General features: G+C 49.8%; 23 protein-coding genes. 15 read left to right on the forward strand and 8 right to left on the reverse strand.

The features are described 5' to 3' along the window. Positions 1 to 419: 419 nt before the first annotated feature. Together ACYVBJ_RS17195 and ACYVBJ_RS17200 are read right to left on the reverse strand one after the other, a co-directional pair. On the reverse strand, positions 420 to 650 hold the full coding sequence (locus ACYVBJ_RS17195; protein ID WP_460983544.1) for a DUF4287 domain-containing protein: 231 nt from the start codon (positions 648 to 650) through the stop codon (positions 420 to 422). A 321-nt stretch (positions 651 to 971) separates the two neighbouring features. Continuing rightward, positions 972 to 1,898 (reverse strand): NAD-dependent epimerase/dehydratase family protein, encoded by a 927-nt coding sequence (locus ACYVBJ_RS17200; protein ID WP_460983545.1) that lies wholly within the window; start codon positions 1,896 to 1,898, stop codon positions 972 to 974. A 4-nt stretch (positions 1,899 to 1,902) separates the two neighbouring features. On the opposite strand from ACYVBJ_RS17200, the gene ACYVBJ_RS17205 reads away from it, so the two are divergent. After that, a complete protein-coding gene (locus tag ACYVBJ_RS17205; RefSeq protein ID WP_460983546.1) occupies positions 1,903 to 2,061 on the forward strand; it encodes a hypothetical protein in 159 nt (52 codons plus the stop codon). 25 nt (positions 2,062 to 2,086) lie between these two features. Here the strand turns inward: ACYVBJ_RS17205 and ACYVBJ_RS17210 are convergent, their stop codons facing one another. After that, on the reverse strand, positions 2,087 to 3,076 hold the full coding sequence (locus ACYVBJ_RS17210; protein ID WP_460983547.1) for an NmrA family NAD(P)-binding protein: 990 nt from the start codon (positions 3,074 to 3,076) through the stop codon (positions 2,087 to 2,089). Further along, positions 3,057 to 3,749, reverse strand: a complete 693-nt coding sequence (locus ACYVBJ_RS17215) for a helix-turn-helix transcriptional regulator (RefSeq protein ID WP_460983548.1) — start codon at positions 3,747 to 3,749, stop codon at positions 3,057 to 3,059. The genes ACYVBJ_RS17210 and ACYVBJ_RS17215 overlap by 20 nt, the downstream gene beginning before the upstream one ends. Before the next feature lie 581 nt (positions 3,750 to 4,330). On the opposite strand from ACYVBJ_RS17215, the gene ACYVBJ_RS17220 reads away from it, so the two are divergent. Further along, positions 4,331 to 5,182 carry a helix-turn-helix domain-containing protein gene (locus ACYVBJ_RS17220; RefSeq protein WP_460983549.1) on the forward strand — a complete coding sequence of 284 codons (852 nt, stop codon included), beginning with the start codon at positions 4,331 to 4,333 and terminating at the stop codon, positions 5,180 to 5,182. 144 nt (positions 5,183 to 5,326) lie between these two features. Beyond that, positions 5,327 to 7,708: a S41 family peptidase gene (locus ACYVBJ_RS17225; protein WP_460983550.1), complete on the forward strand. Its 2,382-nt coding sequence runs from the start codon at positions 5,327 to 5,329 to the stop codon at positions 7,706 to 7,708. 765 nt (positions 7,709 to 8,473) lie between these two features. On the opposite strand, the gene ACYVBJ_RS17230 is transcribed toward ACYVBJ_RS17225, so the two are convergent. Both ACYVBJ_RS17230 and ACYVBJ_RS17235 read right to left on the reverse strand, forming a co-directional pair. Continuing rightward, entirely contained in the window at positions 8,474 to 9,076 is a 603-nt protein-coding gene (locus ACYVBJ_RS17230) for a dihydrofolate reductase family protein (protein WP_460983551.1), read from the reverse strand. A 136-nt stretch (positions 9,077 to 9,212) separates the two neighbouring features. Further along, positions 9,213 to 9,563 carry a YybH family protein gene (locus tag ACYVBJ_RS17235; protein ID WP_460983552.1) on the reverse strand — a complete coding sequence of 117 codons (351 nt, stop codon included), beginning with the start codon at positions 9,561 to 9,563 and terminating at the stop codon, positions 9,213 to 9,215. 283 nt (positions 9,564 to 9,846) lie between these two features. Between ACYVBJ_RS17235 and ACYVBJ_RS17240 the strand changes: the two genes are divergently transcribed. Then, positions 9,847 to 10,224 (forward strand): VOC family protein, encoded by a 378-nt coding sequence (locus tag ACYVBJ_RS17240; protein WP_460983553.1) that lies wholly within the window; start codon positions 9,847 to 9,849, stop codon positions 10,222 to 10,224. Next, positions 10,217 to 11,065 carry a helix-hairpin-helix domain-containing protein gene (locus ACYVBJ_RS17245; protein WP_460983554.1) on the forward strand — a complete coding sequence of 283 codons (849 nt, stop codon included), beginning with the start codon at positions 10,217 to 10,219 and terminating at the stop codon, positions 11,063 to 11,065. Before ACYVBJ_RS17240 ends, ACYVBJ_RS17245 begins: the two co-directional genes overlap by 8 nt. A gap of 479 nt (positions 11,066 to 11,544) precedes the next feature. Here the strand turns inward: ACYVBJ_RS17245 and ACYVBJ_RS17250 are convergent, their stop codons facing one another. Beyond that, positions 11,545 to 12,516 (reverse strand): site-specific integrase, encoded by a 972-nt coding sequence (locus ACYVBJ_RS17250; RefSeq protein ID WP_460979273.1) that lies wholly within the window; start codon positions 12,514 to 12,516, stop codon positions 11,545 to 11,547. A gap of 462 nt (positions 12,517 to 12,978) precedes the next feature. On the opposite strand from ACYVBJ_RS17250, the gene ACYVBJ_RS17255 reads away from it, so the two are divergent. The 4 genes from ACYVBJ_RS17255 to ACYVBJ_RS17270 all read left to right on the forward strand — a co-directional run bounded on the left by ACYVBJ_RS17255 (position 12,979) and on the right by ACYVBJ_RS17270 (position 15,502). Then, positions 12,979 to 13,272 (forward strand): transposase, encoded by a 294-nt coding sequence (locus ACYVBJ_RS17255; protein WP_460983555.1) that lies wholly within the window; start codon positions 12,979 to 12,981, stop codon positions 13,270 to 13,272. 239 nt (positions 13,273 to 13,511) lie between these two features. Next, the gene (locus ACYVBJ_RS17260; protein ID WP_460983556.1) at positions 13,512 to 14,915 is read left to right on the forward strand and encodes an IS256 family transposase; all 1,404 of its coding nucleotides are present in this window, start codon (positions 13,512 to 13,514) and stop codon (positions 14,913 to 14,915) included. A 64-nt stretch (positions 14,916 to 14,979) separates the two neighbouring features. Further along, on the forward strand, positions 14,980 to 15,378 hold the full coding sequence (locus ACYVBJ_RS17265) for a transposase (protein WP_460983600.1): 399 nt from the start codon (positions 14,980 to 14,982) through the stop codon (positions 15,376 to 15,378). Next, positions 15,275 to 15,502 (forward strand): IS3 family transposase, encoded by a 228-nt coding sequence (locus tag ACYVBJ_RS17270; protein ID WP_460983557.1) that lies wholly within the window; start codon positions 15,275 to 15,277, stop codon positions 15,500 to 15,502. Before ACYVBJ_RS17265 ends, ACYVBJ_RS17270 begins: the two co-directional genes overlap by 104 nt. 191 nt (positions 15,503 to 15,693) lie before the next feature. Here ACYVBJ_RS17270 and ACYVBJ_RS17275 read toward each other — a convergent pair whose 3' ends face one another. Beyond that, entirely contained in the window at positions 15,694 to 16,665 is a 972-nt protein-coding gene (locus ACYVBJ_RS17275) for a RepB family plasmid replication initiator protein (RefSeq protein WP_460983558.1), read from the reverse strand. A 654-nt stretch (positions 16,666 to 17,319) separates the two neighbouring features. On the opposite strand from ACYVBJ_RS17275, the gene ACYVBJ_RS17280 reads away from it, so the two are divergent. The 6 genes from ACYVBJ_RS17280 (at position 17,320) to ACYVBJ_RS17305 (ending at position 24,772) form a co-directional block, all read left to right on the forward strand. Next, complete coding sequence (locus ACYVBJ_RS17280; protein WP_460983559.1) at positions 17,320 to 18,162, forward strand: hypothetical protein; 843 nt, start codon at positions 17,320 to 17,322, stop codon at positions 18,160 to 18,162. 576 nt (positions 18,163 to 18,738) lie between these two features. Beyond that, the gene (locus ACYVBJ_RS17285; RefSeq protein ID WP_460983560.1) at positions 18,739 to 19,008 is read left to right on the forward strand and encodes a hypothetical protein; all 270 of its coding nucleotides are present in this window, start codon (positions 18,739 to 18,741) and stop codon (positions 19,006 to 19,008) included. A gap of 71 nt (positions 19,009 to 19,079) precedes the next feature. Then, a complete protein-coding gene (locus tag ACYVBJ_RS17290; protein WP_460983561.1) occupies positions 19,080 to 19,493 on the forward strand; it encodes a hypothetical protein in 414 nt (137 codons plus the stop codon). A gap of 257 nt (positions 19,494 to 19,750) precedes the next feature. Beyond that, complete coding sequence (locus ACYVBJ_RS17295; RefSeq protein ID WP_460983562.1) at positions 19,751 to 20,791, forward strand: ArdC family protein; 1,041 nt, start codon at positions 19,751 to 19,753, stop codon at positions 20,789 to 20,791. Between the two features lie 217 nt (positions 20,792 to 21,008). Beyond that, a complete protein-coding gene (gene hsdR, locus ACYVBJ_RS17300; protein ID WP_460983563.1) occupies positions 21,009 to 24,287 on the forward strand; it encodes a type I restriction-modification system endonuclease in 3,279 nt (1,092 codons plus the stop codon). Positions 24,288 to 24,403: 116 nt separating this feature from the next. Then, on the forward strand, positions 24,404 to 24,772 hold the full coding sequence (locus ACYVBJ_RS17305) for an endonuclease domain-containing protein (RefSeq protein ID WP_460983564.1): 369 nt from the start codon (positions 24,404 to 24,406) through the stop codon (positions 24,770 to 24,772). The last annotated feature ends 106 nt before the right edge of the window (positions 24,773 to 24,878 follow it).

A 24,878-nucleotide genomic window follows, 5' to 3' on the forward strand; every position in this document is an offset into this window, starting at 1 on the left:
CGGGTACTTAAGTAATTCCTTGACTCCTCAGGCCAAGACCAAAGTCGATCATTGCCGGGAAACCATCGGCCTGAGTAGCGTAGAAACGATCAGTTTGTTAGCTGATCTGCAACAACAAACAGGCTTCAACTGTTACCTGCCTAGCAACCTGGTCAAGAAAATAGCGACCGCTGAGTAGGCTGGGTAGTGCTATTGCGGAAGCAAGGGTCGGTAGGCTTGAGACCATTTTAGGTTCCGTTCGCTCACCCACTCCTGAAAGAGCATTCTTACCAAAACGCTCTTACCTGAGACGAAAAGGCTTTCATGAATTTGTTTCTAAAAAAGGCCGTAACGCTAGCACAACTCGGTCTGTCACCTAAGTGTTGAGCCACAAGACACGCTCTCGACAAGTCAAAAAATTAGCGAACTCAGGGCGCACACTAGTCACTGTGTTCGTCTTTGAGTCCTTTTAACAAGGCATAAATAGCCATCGCGTGCCCCTGACCAAGTGAAAAATCGGCGGCTAGCCATTGGGTAATTTCACCGGCTTTCACGTCTGATTTCAGAATCCCCTCCGTGGTCAACCCCTTTTCCTGGGCCAGTTGGCGGAAATCGTCAGGGCTTTTGCCCGTTTTTGCTTTGATTGTTTTCAAATAGCCTTGGAATGACATAGTTAACTAAAATTGAGTTTTGGTATAGGAAGAAATCTATAGGCTGACAAAAGCAAATCTATACGGTTTACAGCGTTTTCATAGGGGTAGCTGTGTGCTTTTTAAGGCGGATCATCTCCATTCGGAGAGGTATCGGTTGGATTAACCGTTGAGCGTTATCTCAGCATTAAGTAGTCAACGCTAAGAACCGCGCTTAAAGTAATTGGAACACACGTTCCCGTATCGGCTACTTCATCCGGCGCTATTAAGAAACATCTATAGACATTATGTCTGCTGTTTTTTCATTTGTTAAAGTGGGTAAAGGTAGTTCCATGATACCCATCACGCCTTGGTGTTTAAAGTCGACAATACCCCGATAATCCCCTGCTCGAAACGAGCGTAGACAGGCTTCCAGTCTAGTTCCTGTTTGGCCTTCTGGTTGTTGACCCGAAACGAGCTGGTCAGCGATTTAACCAGCGGCCTGCCGATCAACAGCCCAATCAGCCAGGGCGGAATACTGCCTACTGGCTTCACGCCCTGGCTGGTGGTTAGGTGGTTAACGAGTTGGCGAAGGGGCAGTGGTTCATCATCCACAATGTTGTAGACCTCTCCGGCTTTTCCCTGCTCGAGGGCTTTCTCAAACGCATGGGCCAGATCCTGCACATGGATCGGACTCCAATAGTTGTCTCCTTTACCAAAGACCCGTAGTTGACCTTTCTTCAGGGTGTCATAGAACGAAGCCTTGAATAAGCCGCCCGGACCGTAGACAAAACCGGGACTCAGCACGATGAGGTTGAGTTCTTGCTGGTGGTGTAGCGCCAGCAGTTGGGCTACGACTTCCGCATGGCCTTCGCCCAACGGAGAGGGTTTAGCGGGGGTGGTCTCATCGATCCAGGTGGCACCATGATCGCCGTAGTTGAAGCAACCGCTGGTATAGACTAGCCGTTTGTCATGTTTCAGACAGGCTTGGGCTAATGCCAGGGTCATGTGCTGGTCGGCCTGGTTGATCTGTTGTTTACTGGCGTTGGTAAAGCGGCCCTGCACACTCAACTGGGCAGCCTGAACGACCGCATCGACGGTAGGTACTACGGGCAGGTAGGTTTGAGCAGCAGCCATCTCACCCGGTTGGGGGATCATGCCCTGCGCAATAAGTGGTTGCGCTTTAGCTAAGTTGCGCACTAAACCAGTAACCTGGTGGCCCTTGGCCAGCAGGGTCTCGACGATGGCGCTACCAACGAAGCCGGTGGCACCAGTAACAAATACATGCATAAGGATGGGGGTTGATGAGGGGGCAATCTACGAAGGAATTCGACTACTGGTGGCGGGTGGTACTGTGGACATAAACGAAGGGGTGCCCGTCTACAAGCTAAATGGGTACAATCCGGTTGGTGCCCCTGGAACGGCGTTCGATTTAGTCAACGAAGCTGCCTGATCAGGCAGCTTCGTTGACCTGTGCCTTACTGACCCGATTTGACCAGAGCCGCAATGTAGGCCTGTAACGTGATTGTCCCCCGAATAGGGGCTTCGGGTAGCTCGTAGGTTTGATCCAGGGTAATCCCCGTCATGGTGGCCATCGACTCGGCCGCTTGTTGGGAAAAGCCCAGCTGCTGTAAGGTCGTGACCCACACGTCACGCGGTGTTTCGACCGCTTCAACGTCTTGGCCTAACACATTAGCAAACGCAGCGGCCACATCCGCCGCCGAGTAGCGTTGGGGTCCTTCGACGTAGTGTAAGCCAGTTTCTTGAAGCGGTTCCCGTAACAGAGCCGCGCCCACCGTGCCTACATCCCGGGGAGCGACCATGGGTAACTTGAACGCAGGCGGGAACAGCGTAGGCACTTGGCCGGCCTGTCGGGCCGTAGCCAGGGCCATGTCCCAATTGCTCATATAGTAGGCCGCCCGGAGGATGCTGGTGGGGATTCCAGTGTTGCGTAAGCCCTGCTCCAGCTCATACAGCACGCCCAAGTCACCAATCCGCTCGCCGGGTTGCGCCCCGTAGGTTGATTGGGCCACGATCTTCTCAATCCCTGAATCGATCAGGGCCGCTAGAATCGATCGGACACTGTGGCGTTCTTCCTGAACCGTGTTGGTGGTGATGGGGGCGGGTGGGTTGAGCACAAACAGGCGTTTACCCCCCTGAAAGACCGCCCGCAACCGGTCGGTGTCGTGTATGTCCACGACCGCAACCCTGGCCCCTTTCTGCTGCCACACCTGGCCTTTCTGTTCATTGTGGGTGATGACAGTGATCGATTCGCCCTGATCGAGTAACGATTGCGCCACGGCTGATCCAACATGGCCCGTGGCACCCAGAATAATGTACATGGCGTTTTCCGTTTTTACGAGTTGAGTGAAAGGCAGCGCCACCAGCGGCTGCCTTGGGGCAAAGCTAAGCTGGCCCTGCGACAAGGGTATGTCAGGGGTACTCACTTTATTCACCCAATGTCTCAAAGTATTGCTTCAGGGTAAGGGGATGGGGGGGGAATGTTTCGGTCAGCACGGCCAGCTGCTCGATGCGGTCCAGCCTGAAGATGCGATAGGCCCCGCGCAGCCCACACCAGCCCACCAGTAACCAGTTCTGCTGGGTGCTCAATAGCAAAGCGAAGGGTTCCAGGGTTCGGTGGGACAGCTCTCCCGAAGCGGCCCGGTACTCAATGTGCACCCGCAGAAAGGCGGTCAGGGCATGCTGCAGGGTGGCCAGATGGTCACTTTTAGGCTGGGCCTGGGTATATACTTTCAGGCGGGAAGCCAGGAAGTCAACTTTCTCTTGGGTGGGCTGGCGTAGAACGGCCCGGAGTTTAGTCAGGGCCTGACCGTAGGCCTGCACCAATGATGTATCGGAATTGGCCAGGAGGAGGTGTTCCAGAGTAATCAGGGCGTTGGCTTCGGCTTGGGTAAATGAAACGGGTGGCAGTCGGTAGCCTTCTACCAGGGCGTAGCCTCTTCCCTCCACGGTCAGGATGGGGACCCCGGCGCTTTCGAGGGTTTTCATGTCGCGGTAGATAGTGCGCACGCTGACCGAAAAGCGACTAGCCAGCTCGGTGGCCGTCGTCAGTTGTTTGGTCTGTAGAAGGGTCTGGATGGCCACTAGCCGGGCCAGTCGCTTTGTATCGGAATCAGCCATGTAGGTCGAAGGGCTAAGTACAGGCTAAAATTACGCGATGAAAACCTCCGAATGCTGGTAAACGGGGCAACGAATCTAAGCCGGTCGTTGCTGACGAGTACCCCCTATTAGTCAAATTCTCAAAATACGCTCCCAAATGAGACGAGGTCGTGTCAATAATTCGGGGGATTAAAAAGACGGTTGCTGAACTGTCGTAGTAGTCGTGACCAGTTCTAAAGTTAGCCGGTTTGGGGTTATTCTTGTAGGAAGAACCCTTCTTTCTAGAAGCTATTAGAATGACTACATGAACAGCAACAATAAATTAGAAGGCTTCGCTTAAAGATGCCTGCCAAAACTATTTCCAGTTCAATAACCTTGATGAGCAAGGTGTACAATGATACGTTTTCTAGTCGAATTGACTCAGAATAACGTACTGAATCAATTCGCATTTTGGTATGGTTGGGCTATTGAGTGGGATAAATCAAGAAGTGGATGAGTCTACTATCCACCTACCTGATGAGCGAGTGTAATATTCTGACCTGTTGGTCGTCTTTGATTAATATGGACTGCTTTATGTATGCCATACAACCGCTCACTACGCCGTGAATACGCTACTCTTGCCCGTTCAACATCCCGCCCTAAGGCCCCATATTCAATCGTTCCTGTTTTTTAGTCGAACCGCTACCGAGCCGTTTACCTATACCACCTTTCCCAATACCAATCTGTGCCTGGCACTCTATCAATATAATCAGATTACCTATACCCGAACGGATTCACTGAATCACTGTCAGATTGGTCCCGGCAACAGCCCGTTTGCCTCTCGGTTGTATGGCTTTCACCAGAAGCCCTTCACCGTCGCCATTGAAGGACCCCTGGACCAGATTTGCATTCTGTTTCGAGCGGGGGGGCTGCGCGCCTTCACCCACGAGCGGTTTGCCGAGTTACGTGTGGACCCCTGCGTAGCGGAATCGCTATTTCCGGGCCCAGCCCGGCAGTGGCTGGAACCACTCTTTTGGACAAAGGATCCGCATCAGCGCGTGAGGATTCTGGAAGCCTTGCTGCTGCACCAACTCATGCCCCCCCCGCTCAAGCCCCGTCTCCAATCCTCGCTTCAGCTAATCGAGAACAACGTCTATCCGCTAACCGTCAATGAGTTAGCTAAAAATTTGTGCATTAACGAGTCCACCCTGTATCGGCTCTTTGTGGATCAAATTGGGCAAAGCCCCAAAGCGTATTGTCAAACGGTACGCTTTCGGCAGGCGTTGATCGGCTTACTCGCTGGGGCAGCCGAAAGCTTAACCCAACGGGCTTACACGCACCACTATTTTGATCAGGCCCATTACGGCCATCATCTCAAACGGTGGACGGGCCATTCACCGGGGCAATTAGCCCAAAAGCTGACGGTCGAGCAAAACCAACTCGTTTGGGTAACGAATCAGGCCTCACTTGCATGATTTTTACAAGCATAGGGAGGGCTACCGACGTAGGTTTGGCGCTTGGTAAGCGAAAACCCGGCTAAGAACGTAACCCGCGTAATGATGTGGGCAAACGCGTGGTTGGCTTGCCCGTTTTCACCTTTACTCGTAAACTAGTACTCGATGAGCCGTCCGCTTTGGGCCTATCTGGGCCCCCTCTGTTTTATCGCTTCCCTGCAGGCACAACCGCCCCTACCCAGCGAAACCAGTCTATGCCAGCCTTATTCCAAGACGCTTTGGAATCCGTCAGCCATCCAGCGCGTGGCCGATGTTGGGAAACTCTGGGGGGCGCTGAAGTACTTTCACCCCCAATTGATGAAGGGCACACTCCAGGCCGACCAACTGCTCTTGACGACGCTCGATCCGTTAGTAGAAAACCCCTCCAAGGCCAATTTTGTCCGCACCATTCAAAGTATGCTCCGAGTAGTGGGCGATACGACCACCCACTTGGAGACAGCAAGGCCCATTGAGCCGCCCAAGACGGCCTCGTTCAGCCAGCCGAGGCGGCCCTTACCCGCTAATGTAGGGTATCTAGCCCTCCCCCAGGAGGGTTTTAGGGATCGCTTTGGGTTGGATTCATTCCAGCGAGCGGCCAGCCGAGGCCCAGCCTTTTTAGTAATTGATCTGCGCAATCAAGCCGAAAATGAAGGGTTAGGCCTGCTGCAATATACGGCCTTCGTTCAACCGCTCGTGGCCGGCTTGATTAGTCACACCTTAACCTTACCTACCACCCGTTCCGCCTATTATCATGCCTACTTACGACAGGATTTTACTGACGAGTTGGATGTGATCCCAGCCCGGGATCGAGCTGGTGACCCCAACTACTGGTATCAGGAACGGTTCGGGCTGAAAAACACCTCCCAGGGGGCGTATGTGTTGGCAGGCAAGCCCCACTTACGGACCAAACGCCTGTGCTTTCTGGTGAATCGATTCGATAATGCCAATACGCTCAAAGCTTTATTGGCCTTACGCAATCAAAATCGCTGTCAGCTTATTTTTGACGGCCCGATGCCCGACTACTTGCTAGGGGACTATTATACGGTCGAGTTAGCCGATGGCCTGCGGGTCAAACTGAAGATAGGGGAGCGCATTTATGAGGATGGCACCCTGGGAACAGGCCCGGACTGGGTAGTTACCGGGCCTCAAGTGACGACGGATGACTTACTGGCGTTAGCGGTACAACTCCGCAAAGCCTCGCCCGTGCGGCCCAAAAAACCGGTGGAAAACACCGCTTACATTCGGCTTCCTCAGCCCACCTATGCGGACACGCTCTATCCCCCCCAAAAGCTACGCCTGCTGGCCCTGTTCAATTTTTGGAACGTCATCCACTATTTCTGCCCCAATAAGCCCTTACTCAAAGGTCCCTGGGACCAGGCCCTGCTGTATTTCGTCCCCCGGTTTTTGTTTGCCCGCGATTATAAGAGTTATTACTGGCTGCTGCGCGAACTGATTGCTCAGCTAAACGATGGGCACGGGGAGGTCCTCCATCGGTCTAGTATCCTCCCCCCGGCTGGCATTACCGATTATTTTGCACCTTTTTGTGTGAAGTACGTGGAAGGTAAGACCATCGTCGTTAAGGTTCTCGACAACGGCGGCTCACTGGGCCAACCAACACCGCTTCGTGTGGGCGACCAGCTTTTGTCGATGGATGGCATTCCGGTGGATAGCTTGATGCAGCGCTGGCACCAATATGCGGCTAGTTCCAATGAGTTCAGTTACCGGCAGTTTCTCCATAAAGTGCCTTTGTTAAGTCGATCCGGCGATCAGCCCTTTTGGGTCGAAGTGCGGCATGCTGATGGCCATCAGCAAGTCCTTCGGCTCGCCCCGGTGGGCAAAGACGTCTACTGGCCCGGTATGCTGGCTGTTTACTACGCTCCACCCCCGAAACCCTACTGGCGAATGCTTAATGACAGTACGGGCTACGTGCGCCTCAATAGCATTTACAGTACGCAGGTCGATAGCGTTTGGCAGGCCCTCAAGTCTTGCCAGTATGTGGTCTTAGATGCGCGCGGCTATCCGCGCGATGAGACCATTGTCCAAGCGATTGCGACCCCCTTTATGAGCCGAACCGATACGGTGTGTATCAATGCGTTTCCCGAAGTGACCCATCCCCTCTTGTCTCGAAATGCGGTGACACTGGAGGTGGAAACGGTGTCCCCCGGCGTACGCTCGGTGGCCGTACCCACCGCCAAAACCTTTGTCCTGCTTTGCAGCCAAAATGCCAGCCAGGCCGAAACCAATATTATGGCTTGGCAGCGACTGTTGCATCCGGTCACGATTGGCCGACCAACCATTGGCGCCAATGGGGTATCCAACACGATTCTAATGGCGGGCGGGTATTCCTTACGTTATTCGGGCTACGCGGTTTACTACCCCGATGGGACGCCTAATCAAGGGTTGGGGGTCAAGCTTGATATCCCGGTCACATCGAGTATTGACGGCGAGGTAGCCGGAGCTGATGAAGTCTTACAACGCGCCTTGCGGTTCATTGAGCAGGCCCGCTAATGACGGATTAAGCAGCCCCATACGCCTTATTGATGGTCGCTAGAGCTACCGCCAATCCATTTATTGACGAATAGGGCTAACCACTTGCCCACTCTTGAAAGAGGCTCCAATCGCGGCTATTTATAACGAGTCACTATAACACATGAACCTGTGTTGTACAAAAGGCCACGCTCATGCGTGGCCTTTCTATTCCCATTTTTGACTCAAATACTATGGACTGAAAGTCCATAGGTTGAAAGGCGAATGAAATTCGCTATTACGACTAAAGCCGGTTAGGTAATCGATTCGTTTCAACTGGTTTTGGCTCAATGCCATAAATTGGTTGCAGTACTAGAGATTTGTAGAAGCTGAAGCCTTGCCCTAAAGGGCATAGCTTTGACTAGCGAACGTGAAAAGTCAACAATCTTGCTAATCATGGTGTGCGACGACATGTCTTCTGGCTGGCTTGACTGAGACTAACTTGGTAAGCAACTCACCAAGGGTTGTTTCTAGTTAGCGACCCTACTTTGATCAATTCTCAAAAAATGCTCCTTTGTGAGACTAATTGAAATTTGGGTATCTCTAATTTGGGAGTTTTACGGTATAGTGAAATCTGTGGCCTGACCCGAGAATAACCGGCAAACCGGTCGTGTCGGTTGTAGTTTGAGCTGCCCAGAAATAGCTTGTCAATTTTCTGCATAGAAGTAACCTATATCTTCAGAGGACAACCCGGGAAATTTACGTTTTACGCCTTACTTAGTGGTTCTCCAGCGTTAAATCAATCCCCTAAACTGGGTTCCCCTTTAACACTGGATAACGCAGGTGAGTAACGCCTGTACCTACGATGACGCTTGGATTGCCAAGGACAGATGGGGTATTGGCCAGCTGGTCAAAGAGCCGTATGCCCGAACCCAGTAGAACGGCAGCCATATCAATCTGTAATTCATCCAGTAGACCCGCGTTTAGGCACTGCTGAATGGTATCCGCACCATGAATCCCAACGGCCTTACCAGCCGCCGCAGCTTTGGCTTGCTTGACGGCCGATGCCAGACCATCCGTAACGAAGTGTACTGTCGAGTTTGGCTTTGGCCAGCCATCAGGAATCGAGTGTGTCAGCACGAAAGCGGGTCCCCAGCTATGATTGCCTCCCCAGCCGTGGGCCACCTCGAAGGTACGTCTACCCGTCAGAACAGCACCAAGTTCATCGACAAGACGTTTATAATGTTGAGTACTGGGAGGAGATAGGTGAAAGGTCATAGAATCTGCTCCGCCAGTCTGGATTTCCACTTCACCCGAGGAATACCAATCAAACACCTCGGCAACGCCATCCTGCTGATCGGCGACAAAGCCGTCCAGCGACATGGACATGATTGCGATGACTTTTGACATAGTTTTATTTAATTAGTTAACCTTTGTACCAGGTAGGCAACTCAGCGGTACAGCCGTCGGGTCAGGGTTTTAAGTCTGTTTTTGCTTCGCTGGTTTCGATATCGTAGGGGTAGGAAACATGCTGATGTATCATTTGCTACTGTCCGTCAATTTTCTGAAAGACCCGCGTACCCCGCGAATAACTCTCTATTTTTTCGCTGCCCGGCTCCAGCACCTGCATATGATTCAGACCCCAGGTAACGGCTAAATCATCGCGTACTAGAATCTGGAGATCCGGAATATTCCACTGGATCTGGCCCTCCGATACATTAAAACCGTGTTGGCAAACGTCCCGAACCGCATCAATATCGATATACTGCAAGGGAGTGTCGTGTTCATACGAAACGACATTAGGGGCGATATGGGCCATAACAGCCTCAATGTCTTTGGCCGCTATACCCTGGAACAAACCGGCGTAGATCTGACGAATTTCTTGTTCTGCATTCATAGGATCATAGCGGTAACGATATGAATGATAATTCTCAGTAGAAAACAGGTTTTTAAGCTAACCGGCTCAGTGTAAATATGTTTATCATGCCGTTGGGATGAGCAAAGGGGAGCAAGTCATGCTGAGTGTACTCGAAATGATTTCACCTATTAAAAGCAGATTGTGCCCATCGATTTATATATTCTCAATATACCCTTGTCTCATAATCCACTTTAGCAATTTCCGCACATTTCCGCTTTCACCTTTACCCTACTTTTAAATAAACTATCAACTCAGTCAATTAATGAAATCCATCTCGCCAAACATCTTCGTCAATGACTTACAAGCAACCATCACCTTTTACATCAAACTTGGCTTTACAATAACGGATGAAGTGGCTACTCCCCAAGGCGAAAAGGTATTTGCTCTGATGACGAACGGAAGTGTCTCCTTCATGTTTCAGAGCTTTGCCAGCATTGAAGGCAAGCACCCCATGGTGAGTCGTGCCGATGGAGGGTCGCTTTTGTTGTACATCAGTGTGGATAACATCCGTCAGTATTATGAATCTATCAAAGAACGCGTAACCGTGCTCACCGGTCTGGAGAACACTTTTTACGGGGCTACTGAATTTTCGCTCTGCGACAACAATAATTACCTGCTAACTTTTGCCGAACATGACTAAAGAGGAACTCAATCCACTGAAAGTAACCCCCGCAGAAGTGAAAAAGCTGCGGGCGCTGAAAATCAGAAAGAGTGAAATGCACCTGCACAACATAGAGGTATTGCAGACGTTGCTTGTTACCTCAAAAATTAGGGCGATGGAGCTGTTTGCCTTATCTGAGTTTCAAAGTCTTCCCTCAGTCGGCATACGCTTCGCGCATGACCTGATCTGGATGGGCTATTATTCCCTACAGGATCTGAAAGGAAAGGACCCAGCACAGCTCACGGATCAATACGAATTGGAAAAAGGGGTATGGACAGATCCCTGTGTTGAAGATCAGTTTCGGCTGGTAGTACATTTTGCCAACCACCCAAACAGTAAACTCAACTGGTGGGACTTCACCCCCGAGCGCAAAGCCTTCCGCGAAAAAAACGGCTATCCTTCCACGCGGCCAAAGAAGCCTTGGTTTGAGTTAGCTCAGTACCAAACGAGTAAAAAAATACCGGCCACGCACGAGGCCACCCAAAAAGACCTCCATAAAAAATTGAAACTCGCCTTAACTTACATGACCAAATATCCACAAGAAAAAATCACCATCACTCAACTGGCTGATTTAGCCCACCTCTCCCCCTATCATTTCATCCGCCTCTTCCGCAGTGCCTATGAACTGACACCCCTGCAATACCTCACGCGACAACGACTAAAGAAAGCCTCTTTATTATTAAAAGAATCAGATGCCACCGTAGGCAACATCGTTTCCCAATGTGGCTTTGAGAACGAGAGCGCTTTTATTCGCTTATTCAGAAAAGAATTCAGAATGACACCAATAGCGTACCGTAAGCAGTTTGGGCAGAAGAAGTAGTAATCTTGCCTTCAACTCTGCGCACCTTCGTTCTCCTTCCTATGAAAATTCTTTCTGATCAAATTGCATATACTATCGCAAAAAAGACTTTTTTCAAGATTGGGGTTAAGACGATTTATTTCTCAGAAAAACGCTCTAAATATGAGATTTGGAGCATCTAACAATTGGCTACGGTCCAGCTCCGCCATAAGAATCTATCGGAGGTGGGGCCGCTACGAGGTAGCAGTAGGTACGCCGACCCGGGGCTAACCGTCCATTCCTTACTTTACCCATATTGCCAAACCGTATTTCGTTGAAATCGTGCAGTAAAAGGCCAACCCGCTTTATTTACTGGACAGTGTAAGCGCTTACTAGTCATAGTATTGTCCTCGTTTTGGCTACTCACCAAAATCGTTCACGAAAAGCCTTCATTAAGTGAACTGGTATAGCAATCTGATTTGATTATCAGCTTAAGGTGGTTGAATTGAAAACGGTCAGCGTTATAAGCCTAACTTCATGGCTGCGTTGTGTTTTATCACCTGCTGGACGCGGGTATAGCGGTCAATCATGGTCCGGGTGCGGTGCTTAGTCTGCTGCATGATCTGGGAGTCATCGGCCCCATTAATCTTGGCGATGGTCACAAACGAAGCTCGTAGGGAGTGGGCAGAATAGTCGTCACCCAGGTATAGCTTTACTGTACGGGCCACTTGTTTGTCTGACAGTCGGTTGGTGGTGACTTGTTCGCCTTTGCGGATGCGGACAAATAGAGGCCCCGTTGTTCGCTCCAGTATCTGCATATAATCCTGCAGGGCCCGCACCGGACAGGTATCAGGATCAGGACTAAAAAAGAGGGCTTTCTGCTCGATTTTTCCGTACTGGTTGGTTTTACTGCCCCGGTAGCTGAGGATCGCCCCCTGGCGGGTGAACTGAACCCCCTCGATATCGAGTGCCACTAGCTCTGAGCGCCGGAAGGCACCGGCGAAACCTACCAGCAGCAGGGCCCGGTCGCGCATACCCGTTGGCGTGGGCGGAATGGGCCGCACCTGGTCTTTATAATCGTGGATGTCAAAAGCGGGTGCCTGCGTGGCTTCGGTACCGATACTGCGCTTAATGCCTTCCAGGACTACGCGCACGGTCTCATCAGCTGACGGGTCGGGGTGTTTATGTAACCGGTGCCACTTGCGGATGGCGGCCAGCCGGCGTGACAGAGTAGCCCATTTGTGATTCGTGGCCTGATCGGATAAATAGGTGGCCAACGTAGCCGGGCTGATGGGCAAATCATCGATCCCTTGCTGGCTCAGCCAATGCCGCAACTGCTGGATGTCGGCGGAATAAGCGATGCGGGTGTTGGGGGCCCCTTCAATGCCCTTGCGAAAGTAGTTGGCCGTTTGCTGAGTAAGCTGCTCTGCTGAAGAGACCAAGGCCGTCTTCTGCTGACGGGGGCTGACACGAAGCATGGACGATTTCTTCATAAAGACTGTCGGATTTTGACGCAATATACAGATCCACTGATTACGTCCAATAATAAAAAGTTATTGGACGTAATAAATACCCATTTAACTTTAATGGGAAATGCTTAAAGAAAACCGTCATACTTATTTTTCCAGCGCGACAGTATAAACGCGAGTCTTGCTATCGATCAAAGAATCATATTCTGTACGTTGCCATGTCATCTGTCCGAATTGCTGACCCTTAGTCATATGTCGCCTGTCGACGCGCTAGTTGGCGGTGGTAAAATTAAAGATCGTAGTTACGGCCGTGACGAAGACGTAAACCGGAGTACATAATCGCCTGTAAACTCGTAACGAGTTGATCCAACGCAATCTTTTCCAATGATCTGTTTGCACTGGTTTGAAACATCCGTTGTTGCCCCATCTGTTGGCTGAGATGGTCTAATTAATCGGCACACTGGACTTGCTTAACTTAGCAAGACCATGCAACAACCCAGCAAACCTAAAACTCGGCGAAAATATGACGCCGAGTTCAAAAACGAAGTCGTTAAAATGTTGGTCAGTGGCCAGACTGCCGCCTATATCTCTAAAGCCTTAGGCGTTTCAGAAAATCTAATCTACCGCTGGAAAAATCAGACCCAAGGGGTAAAAAAAGCAAGTGGTGAGCAGAATGAGCTAGCGCTGGAAAACCAGCAACTTAAGGATCGAGTACGGCAATTAGAAACCGAGCGCGAGATCTTAAAAAAAGCCTTGAGCATTTTCAGCCGACAGACTTGAAGTTACACTATGAACTCATCGATGCACTGTTCGATATGTTTCCAGTTGAAACCCTCTGTTCTGTATTAGGCCTGAGTCGGACAGCTTATTACCGCTACAAACGGGGAGAGAGCTACAAACCGACGGTTGAAAAGGAAAAGAATCAGCAATGGATTGAACAGGTTTTTACAGATCATAAGCGCCGTTAGAGAGTGTTCAGTAAAGTGTGTCAAGTTATGATTTGCTAACTTGACAATCAAATGGATATAAAAGGGGACAAAAACGGCTTTAATTATGAAGCCTTTCGTCAGGAAACCATCGCTAAAATGATGGCAGGTGACAAGGAGCTGACCGGCAAAGATGGTCTGTTGGCTCCCTTATTAAAAGATTTACTCGATGCTGCTTTGTCGGGTGAGATGCAGGCGCATGTTGATCAAAACCGGCCTAACCGACGTAATGGTAGCAAAGCCAAGACAGTCAAGACGGCTCACGGTCCAGTAAGTGTTGAGATGCCCCGCGATCGAGACGCTTCCTTCGAACCCAAACTGGTAGGGAAGCGCCAGACCACGCTGGGGGAAGGGCTGGATAATCGCATCCTCTCGCTCTACAGCAAGGGAATGTCTTATGAGGACATTCAGGAACACTTAGAAGATTTATATGGCCTAGAGATCAGTACTGGTCAGTTGACGGCCATCACCGACAAGATAGTGCCTCTCATCGAACAGTGGCGGAACCGACCTCTTGAGCCGGTCTATGCCTTTGTCTGGTTAGATGCGGTTTATTTTAAAGTTCGTCAGGATGGTAAGGTGGTTAGTAAGGCCGCTTATAATGTACTAGCCGTTGATCTAGAAGGCCGTAAAGACCTGTTGGGGATCTATATTGGGGATGCTGAGAGTGCGCGCTTCTGGTTAAGTGTACTGATGGACTTACAAAACAGAGGGGTCAAGGATTTGCTCATCACCTCTATTGACAACTTGACTGGATTTGGCGACGCCATAGAAAGTGTTTTGCCCAAAGCCGATGTCCAGCTTTGCCTGGTGCATCAGCTTCGCAGCTCGCTACGCTATGTTACCTCGAAAGATCAAAAAGAGGTAGTGGCTGACTTAAAGCCTATTTATCAGGCCGCGAACTTGCCTGGAGCTGAGCAGAAGCTAGCTGACTTTACGGCTAAGTGGGAGAAAAAATATCCGTTGGTGGTGGAAAGCTGGCAACGCAACTGGCTGCGTTTAACTCGGTTTTTTGAGTATCCAGCGGCCATTCGTAAAGTGGTGTATACGACGAATACCGTTGAGGGTTTCCATCGGCAAATCCGGTGTGTAACCAAGTCAAAAGGCGCTTTCGCGTCTGAGACAGCCCTGCTGAAAATACTTTATCTAACCACCCAGCGGATCATTGAAACTTGGACAATGCCTCTGGCCAATTGGTCGCTGACGGTACAACAAGTAGCCATTTTATTCGGCGATCGAGTGAAGCCGTACTTAAAACACACTTCATTGAACATTCCCCGCCGTTATGGGAGTCGACGGATTGTAGCTGAGTTGAAAGAGCAAGGGCATAAGATGGGACGGCATCAGGTACGAACACTTATGAAACTAGCTGGTTTACAACCCATTCAGCCTAAGTCGTTTGTGCGGCAGCGGCCAACCGTCTCGTACAACGGATAGTACCCATGGGAAAGGATACTGGCCTAATTTGTTATTAGATCAGCCCTTGCCACAAAAGCCTAATTTGATTTGGGTGAGCGATATCACTTATCTGCCTTTGACCAACGGGGAGTGGGCCTATTTAGGCTCTTGGATGGATCTGTTTTCCCGGCGAATCGTAGGATGGCGTGTCGATGATAATATGGAAGATGCTTTGGTTATTATACCATTGCGCAGCGCCTTGCAATCTCGCCAGCCTTCACCTGGCTTGATTACCCACTCGGATCGAGGTGGTCAATATGTATCAAATGATCTGCACGAGTTAATCAGTTTGTGGCACATCAGGCCCAGTATGAGTCGGGCCGACGATCCTTACGACAATGCCTTTGCCGAGTCGTTGTGGATCGGACCGCCGAAGCGGCCGTTTGAAAGCGGAATTATTGGAAGGCGGAACGTTCTTGAGTGTGGAGGATGCTCGAACTGAAATCTTCGAGTATATTGAAATGTATTACAATCGAGTGCGGAAGCATTCGTCGCTGGGCTATAAAAGCCCTGAACAGTTTGAGCAGGAGTATTATACAAAACTTGCAAGTTCAGTGTGCCGCTAAACCGGACCACCTCAGGCGACTGGACCGCCGGATCAGCTATCATGTGTATAATTTGCTAGCTACCCAATAGTTGGCCTGCATCAAACATCGGTGCGGTATCCTCACTTGACTTATTGCAACTAATCAGCCCAAACCATACGAGCAGCACATAAGCAGCAAAATACTTTTTCATAAAATCCTAACTAAGAAGACTACTCAGCCTTGGCTTTCTTATCTTTTTTAAATAGAACGCCGGCGATGTACCGAGTGGGTGTCGTTTTCACGTCAACCATCCCTTTTTGAATCATTACATCCAGTCGGATAAATTCTTGTAGCAAGAGTTCATTGTTGATTATGTCGCGCATCTGGACAGTGGTAAATCGATACTGCTGTACCATGATCTGCGAAGCTTTACTTCGCAAGTTTTCTGTGGGCTGCGCATAAACACTATCCAGTTCTTCGTTGAACGCATCAAACGCCTTATTGTCTTTACGGGCCTGCCGCCGAATGGTAAAGACTAGGTTAGCGATGAACCGTCCTTCACGTTTTTCAGCAACAAATACTTCTATATCAGTCTTCTGGTTAATCTCATCGATTGACCTGGCAAGTACAGTCTGCTTAAAATTAGACCAGCGCGTATACTGTTGCGCTTCTAGATTGTTCTTCAATTCCTCAACACTAACTCGCCAGATACCAGTGTCAAGGTATTTGCACAGACGTGTATATAACAACTGTGAGTACTGACTATTCAAAGACAATGCAGCCTGTAACTGAAGTTTGGTATATCCCTTCGTTAGGTCAATCATGTAAGGGATCAGGTGCTTATTGATTTCAACAGTCAACGTGCCACGTCTGTATCGGGCCATGGGAAACACAACTATCGAAATAAACTCATGCTGTGCAGGAGAGTCCAGATAGATCTGTCTCGACGTTAATCGCTGGGCTACCCGTTTGTATGTGGAGTAATTAACATCAGAGGATGAATTTGAGAGTTGAAGATCTGCGATCGAAATCTCGAACATAGGTGATTCGTTGGGCAAAGGATTGGACTGATCAATTCGCATTGTTTGAAGCTGCTTCAAATGCTTCAATATGAGCCAATAAACCCGACGCTCCAGCAAATCGAAATTGTTGCGTGAAAGCAACAGACGTAACGGCTCCTGAATATGAACGATATCTGACATAGCCTGCGCATGATTGATAAGGTAAAAATAGAAAATGAACTACGTAAAGCAAGACAGAAGAGGCCTATAATGTATATAGGTCAGATAATACCTACTTCTGTCTTGCTTGTTTAGGATAAAAGCTTATAGTTCAACGTAATAACATAACAGATACGTACGATATTTTAAATGGAAAGTAGTTAAAAAACTTTTAAAAAATATATTTTACAATTAACAAGCGTAAAAGCATCATAGCTGATAGTTGACTTGCTTTAATTCTACTTTCATCTTACTCAAATCTACTTTCCTGATGCTTTAACGGCCTTTTGTGGATACTTCTTTCTTGCCCATATCTACTTTCTTAATGCTTCAATCTACCTATCTGATACTTTTAACTACTTCCAACTTGCCTAAACCTACTTTTATATTGCTTTAACAATTGATATTTTGATTTAGTAGATTGATTATTAGTATGTTAGATGCAGAAAAAAAAGAGTACAAGTATCAATTATCAAGTTTTCAATTTCAATACAATTATTTGAAGATAACAAGTTGAGATTGATCAAAGAAGTCATTAGGAGTAAACCGATCCCTGACAGATCAAAAATGAAATCAAAAGTTGGAAAAGTAAGATAAACATATTTGTTTTACTCTCAGAGTAAAACAAATATCAAAATGAAGAAAAATACTAAAATTTCTCCTGTTAGATACGAATATCTGCTAACAAGATTGATAGAAGAAATCGATAAAACCCCAAAAATAGAACCTGATCGGCAACAATGGGATATCGAAGGAAATTGGCAGGATTGCGGAGACATCAACTTTGTGGATAGTCAATATATGTCAAATTTTGCTTTGTGGAGAGGTTTTGCTTGTAAGACAATCAAACTAATTAATTACAACAAGCCAGCGGTCCGGATGAGTTTTTTTAGCAAGCATAAATACTGGCTAAAAAAACCGCATGATCTGACAGATGAAGACCGCTTAGATTATCTGACTGAACATATCAGCAACTTATACGCTTCTATTCACAAATTACAGGAGTTTAGTGCTACCGCTTCCCCATTAGGTCTCGCCGAAATGATCCAACGGATCGACACTATGCGTCAGGAAATAGAACAATGGCAGCTTATTCGGCAGCAACCCGCTAACTATGATCTATCCGTATCAACCTACCAACGAGGGTACGCTTATCTATACATAAACTATAAATTCATGCTTCCGAACGGGGATTATGACAATGAACAGGAACATCTACTGCATCATACCCGTGATCGCCTGGGTAACGTTACCAAGCAAAAGCAAAACATTGTTTTTGTTAATATGGCTGAAATAAATAGGGTACACCCCCAGCAAAACAAAGAGATCGAGAATTACCTGAAGAAATTTTCGATCAAAAGTTCATTCGGTCCTAAATGGCTTTATGCCCGCCCTCGCGTTGAGGCAGATGAACAGGCTTCATTTGGATTGAATAACCCAGCAAATGATATTACTCAGTTGGACCTCTTCAGTGAGTGAAGCGTGTATTGACAATCACCTGAAAGCAAGAAGAAAGTAGGTTTATGAAACGCCACAGTCTCAATACCTACTTCACTATTGCTCTACCAATCGTTTGTAAGCTGTAATCGGTAGTACAGCTCTTTATACTGCAAAAAACCTACTTTTTTGATGCTTTAACTGACTTCGTTAATTAAACAGTCCAGAGAAAGAGTCATTGGCAGCCTTTACAATATACCCTGATAATCTACACTGCTCCATGTGTTGACGTAGCGAGTTAAATACACTGCATTATATAGCATTTTAAAGGGAGATAAACAGCTATTTTATCACTTTACCGATACATGAGTCTTTCTTGCAAAGTAAGGATCAATTAGCAGACGAATGTCTAAAACCCGACATTCGTCTTGCTTTAACGGTTATTAAGTCAGATCATTCCCTAGATTTTCAACCAAAAACACTATGATTTTACCGGCATAGACGAAAGGGAGCAGGGCTATCTCTTTAACTTCGGATAGCCTTGTCGTACCGCCCGTAAAGCGGTATCTTTATAGTGTTACTTCTGCGCGGCACCGACGTGTTATTTCGGGCGAAACGATGGTTTACATACATGCAGTCTGCCCGACGCGGCAGGCTATCGACAATCAATTAAATCGCGACCTGATTGCCAGGGCACGCGAGCAGGGGTTTGTATTTTCTGATCCGTTCGCTGATGCAGCTATCTGGCAGAACCTGGAAGCCACTGGCATCGAAAGTGCTCCTCATTTGTGCGGACTTGATACGGCTGACTGGCTGTTCGTAAAAGCCTTTGAAGCGACGTTGTTCCTGATTTATCACTATGAAAAGACGCCCTACAACTGTGCGTAAAGTCAGAAGTTCAAGCCTGTAATACGAACCATAAATTGCGTGGCTCCGACGTGTTATTTCGGGCAATAGCGATGCAAACACAAGCAGCACCACAAGCGGCTACAGCTGTTCAATCCCTTACCGGCCCGACACTGAATGACTTTCAGCACATGGTTAACGGCATGACACAGGAACACCAGTTGACGCAGGGAGGCAAATTACTGGTCAATGGGCGCGAATGGACGTTTGCCGGTGACGATTACCGCCGGGCGTGGGGGATTTTGTTTGACCGTGCCCGACAACTCAATCTGCGCTACTGCAAACACTTCAAGCGGTTTTATAAACCGCTTCCGCCCAAGCCGTCGGTAGGCGACCGGGTACGCCTGACCAGCATTAACGCCACTGGCGTTGTTACGGGATATGAGCGATTTGATATACGGGTTCAAATCGAAGGCAGACGCAACGACGTAATCGTGGGCGTCGAATATCTGGAGAAGCTATACTAGTAACCTGCCCCGCCGGACTACCCGACGGGGCAACAGGCTGCGCCATACACTGGGCAGACCATGCCTTGGCCCGCTGTCGCCAGCCTGCGGCACCATCTGCCCTCAGTGCTACAAACCGGACAACCGCTACCCGGCGGTTCTCCGTACACGGTATCACGGAAACACATAGATAAACCAGCCTGATGACGTAGACGAAAGGGGGCGTATGCTCGCTGTAAACTTCTGTATGTCAGCTATATATATTGTTAGGGTAGCCGTTGAGCCGTATCTTTATAGTGTTCTTCAAGCGCGGCACCGATGTGTTATTTCGGGCGACTGATATGCAGCGTGAAAAAACTTCCGCACAGCGGGGCGGTACGACCGGGGGCGCATCCGACCTGTACGCCCGAGTTACTGATCTGATTGTGGCTGAACTGGAAAAAGGCCAGGTCCCCTGGCGCAAGCGGTGGGGCATTCTAGCCGATGGCCGCGCTGAGGTAGCGCAGAATTACATCAGCAAACGACCCTATACCGGCATCAACAGCGTGCTACTTGGTTGCGGTGCGACCTATGAACGGCCTTACTATCTGACGTTTAAACAGGCATCCGAGTTAGGAGGCAAAATCCGTAAAGGAGCACAGGGAAATCTGGTTGTATTCTGGACGGTGCTGGAGAAAGACAAAGATGTAACTAACCGAAAGGGCGAGACGAAAACCAAAACCGTCGGTATCCCCCTGCTCCGCCACTACTTTGTTTTCAACGTGTCCGACGTTGAAGACGTAACCATTGAATTACCCGAACTTAAGAAACCGGACGTTCTCGATGAAGTGTACCGATACAACGCCTGTGATGCTGTATATGCTGGTTACGCCGGTGCGCCCGCCATTGTACACCGCGATCCGGCGCGGGCTTATTACAACCCATTGTTTGACGTGGTCAACATGCCCCGTCCTACCGCGTTCGACTGTCTGGAAGCCTACTATCTGGTTTTGTTTCATGAACTGATTCACTCAACCGGACATCGCGACCGCCTGAACCGGGAGGAGCTGGCAAAGTCGGACGGCTTCGGCGGGGAGCGGTACGCCAAAGAAGAGCTAACGGCTGAAATGGGTGCCTGTTATCTGGCCAGCAATTGCGGCCTTGATCTGACCGATAACCGGCTGATTGAGAACTCAGCGGCTTATCTGCAGAGCTGGCTGGCGGGCTTACGCAACGACAAGACGCTTATCTTCCGGGCGGCTGGTCAGGCGCAGAAAGCCGCTTCGTTTATCCTGAGCGGAGTGGATGAACCGGTCGAGCCGGAACCAGCGGCAGCCTGACACGAATCGGGCCGGGCAGTTGCCCGGCCCGATTTAGTTATACTATCACGTTTAAATCAGTCCGGATATGGTTAGTAAAGTACGTGTACATTTTCTCTTTGCTTCACAAAAGGTAACCAACACAATTCAATCATTAAATTTGTAAGTCATCTACCGGGACAGATTCCACACGTAAACTTATCAACACACAGTTCCTCCGAGACTGTAATCCGCATCTATGCCGTCTAACTTTACGTTTTTAGAAAGTGAGTTCCCAATCCTGTACAACACGGGAAGTTCTGCCGAACTATATTTCCACAAAGACCCGGTCTATTGTCTGACCCGGTTGCGCTCGTTTGCGGAGAAGACAACGGAACTGATTTTCACCGAACACGCACTGGCGTTCCCGCTGGAAAACTCGTTTCACAATCGGCTGAAAACCCTGGTCGATGAGAACCTGCTGCCATATGCCATCAAGGAGTTATTCTTTCTGATCAAGAAGAAGGGTAATCTGGCCGTACACGAAAACACGGGTACACCCGACGCAGCCAGGCAAGGACTTACTGCGGCTTTCACCATTGCCAAATGGTTCTACGAAACCTATTCGCAGGCGCAGCAGAATATTTACATGCTGTCGTTTCAGGAACCGGATCGCCGGACCGCACCAGCAGTCGATGATAAGGCATCGCTGCGGCAACTGGAAGACGACTACAAAGCACTGGAGAAAAAGCTCAACGATCTACTGGCCACCAGACAGACGGATGGTATAACCCAGGAACAGGAGAAAACGATTCAGCAGCGGTCGGAGCAGGCCGTTCGCCGGATCGAGATGTCGGAAGCACAGACGCGGGTGCTGATTGATGAGACTCTACGAAAAGCGGGTTGGGAGGTCGATACCAACGAACTGAACTACCAGAGACACAAAACACTGCCCCGGAAAGGGCGAAACATGGCTATCGCCGAATGGCCCGCCGGTACTAGACGAGCCGATTACGCCTTGTTTGTCGGTACGGACTTGTACGGCCTTGTCGAGGCTAAACGATACGCCCAGGATATTTCCACTGATCTGTGGCAGAGTAAGATCTACGCCGAGCAGATACAGCCGGTTGGCGGTACTACGCTGCTGGGTCAGTGGGGTAGCTACCATGCCCCCTTTCTGTTTTCGACCAACGGCCGTCCCTACCTGGAACAGATCAAAACGAAAAGTGGTATCTGGTTTCTGGACGCGCGAAAGGCCACCAACAATGCCCGCCCACTGCGGGGGTGGTACACGCCCGACGGACTGGTGCAGTTGTACCGAAAAGACCTCGACGCCGTTAACCAGAAAGTAACGCAGACGCCCCTTGATTTTCTGGCCAGCAAAAGCGGGCTTAACCTGCGGGAGTACCAGATTGACGCCATCCGGCAGGTTGAGAAACACATCGTCGAGTCCGCTGACCAGCGTCGGGAGTCACCAGGTCGGGCACTGGTGGCCATGGCCACCGGAACGGGCAAGACGCGCACAATCATCGGCCTGTGCTATCACCTGATTCAAACTAATCGCTTCAATCGTATTCTGTTTCTGGTCGATCGTACCCTGCTGGGCACGCAGGCAATCAATGCGTTCAAAGACAATAAAGTCGTTGATCTGAGTACCTTCGCCGACATCTACGATGTGCGGGAACTCAAACACGCACTTCCCGCCAAAGATACCCGGCTGCAATTCGCTACCGTACAGGCAATGGTGAAACGACTGTTCGAGAACGACGGTGATGAATCGGCGACTGTGCCAGCCGTCGATCAGTACGATTGCATTATCATCGACGAAGCGCACCGGGGCTATCTACTCGACAAAGACATCGATGAGGAAGGGCTGGCGTTCAAAAATCAGCAGGATTACGTCAGTAAGTACCGGCAGGTGCTGGATTACTTCGACGCCTACGCCATCGGGATGACTGCCACGCCGGCTCTGCACACCACCCAGATATTCGGCAAACCGGTCTATACCTACTCCTACCGCGAAGCCGTCATCGATGGGTATCTGATCGACCATGATCCGCCTTATCTGATTAAAACCAAACTCAGCGAGGAGGGTATCAAATGGGAGAAAGGTCAGAAACCGACCGTGTACGACCCGGAAACCAATACGGTGGTCGAACTCGACTCGCTGGAAGATGAGCTACAGTTCGACGTTGTAGGATTCAACAAACAGGTGCTGACCGAGAATTTCAACCGCACGGTTGTTAAGCGGCTCGTGCAGGAACTTGACCCTGACGGGCCGGAAAAGACGTTGATCTTTGCCGCGACCGACGATCATGCCGATCTGGTCGTCAATCTGCTCAAAGAAGAGTTCCGGGCCATTGGCGTGAACGTGGCCGACGACGCCATTCAGAAGATCACTGGTAAGTCGTACAACCCGCAGGAGCAGCTTAACCGCTACAAAAACGAACTGTTTCCCACCATTGCCGTTACGGTCGATTTGCTGACGACGGGTATCGACGTGCCGCCCATCAGCAACATCGTTTTCCTACGCCGGGTAAAATCCCGGATTCTCTACGAGCAGATGCTGGGGCGGGCCACGCGTCGGTGCGACGAGATCGGCAAGGAAACGTTCCGGATCTATGATGCTGTCCGACTATACGAAGCTCTGGAGGAGTACACCCAGATGAAACCGGTGGTGGTCAATCCGAACGTAACATTTGAGCAACTGATGACTGAACTGCCGCTGATCGACTCTGATGATCGGGCCCAGACGCAGCTTGAGCAGCTCATTGCCAAAATGCAGCGGAAGAAACGCCGGATGACGGCCGAACAGGAGCAGCGATTCACTTACAACGCGGGTGGGAAAACGCCCGACGAACTGATTCGAAGCCTGCAAACTCAGCCGCTTACGCAAAGCCGGACGCAAATAGCCACGCTGTCGACGCTGTGGCGGTACCTGGACGAATTAAAATCGGTGGGCACACGAGTTTACGTGTCCGATCATGAAGATGAGCTGCTGGCGATGGAAACGGGCTATGGGATTGCCAGTAAACCAGCCGATTACCTCGACAGCTTCGCCCAGTTCCTGCGCGACAATCAGAACACCATCACGGCACTAAACGTGGTTTGTACCCGTCCCGCCGATCTGAGCCGTAAGGCCCTAAAGGAATTGTTGATAGCTTTGGCCCAGCAAGGCTATGAAGAGAAGACCGTGAAGACGGCCTGGAAGCAGGCCCGCAACGAAGACATCGGGGCCGATATCATCTCGATGATCCGCACGCTGGCAGTCGGCAGCGCACTGGAACCCCACGAGGAACGTATCAAGCGGGCCGTTGGCAAAGTGCGGGCCATGCAGCCCTGGAATAAAACCCAGCAGAACTGGATCAACCGGTTTGAAAAGCAGTTGCTGGCCGAAAACGTGCTTCAGGTCGACGATCTCGACAACGAGCCATTCTCCGATGCGGGTGGCTTCCGGGAGCTGAACAAAGTTTTTAATAACCAACTGGACGGAGTTATCCGGTCCATCAATGAGTATCTGTACCCACAAACTGCGTAGGACCACCCCCAGCCCCCTCTTACAACAGGAGGGGGAGCAATAGAGGAAACGTCTCCCCTTCTGTTGTAGGAAAGACCAGCCCGACAATTCGGCCAGGGAGCAGCCAATACAACCCCATGCACGAAGGACAGCTAAACAATCTAAAAATTCTCAAACCCGTCCGGCAGGCGTTACGTAACGACGCTACACCGGCGGAACAAGTATTGTGGGGTTATCTGAGGGGTAGTCAACTGGGTGGCCGGAAATTTCGGCGGCAGCATAGTGTTGGCTTCTTCGTGCTGGATTTCTACTGCCCTGCCGAACGACTGGCAGTTGAACTGGATGGGGCCGTGCATGATAAACCCGACGCCCGGACTTACGACGAGGAACGGCAGCAGGCCATTGAATCATTGGGTATTACGGTGCTCCGCTTTCCCAACGATGCCGTTTTTCGGTCTGTCGATCAGGTATTACAAACGATTCAACAACAGTTTAAACCGGATTGACCACCTCCAACCCCCTTCTACAACAGGAGGGGGGAGCAGCAGAAGAAAAGCCCCCTCCTGTTGTAGGAGGGGGTTGGGGGTGGTCTAACACACAAAAACCAACAAT

Source organism: Spirosoma fluminis (assembly GCF_054778895.1).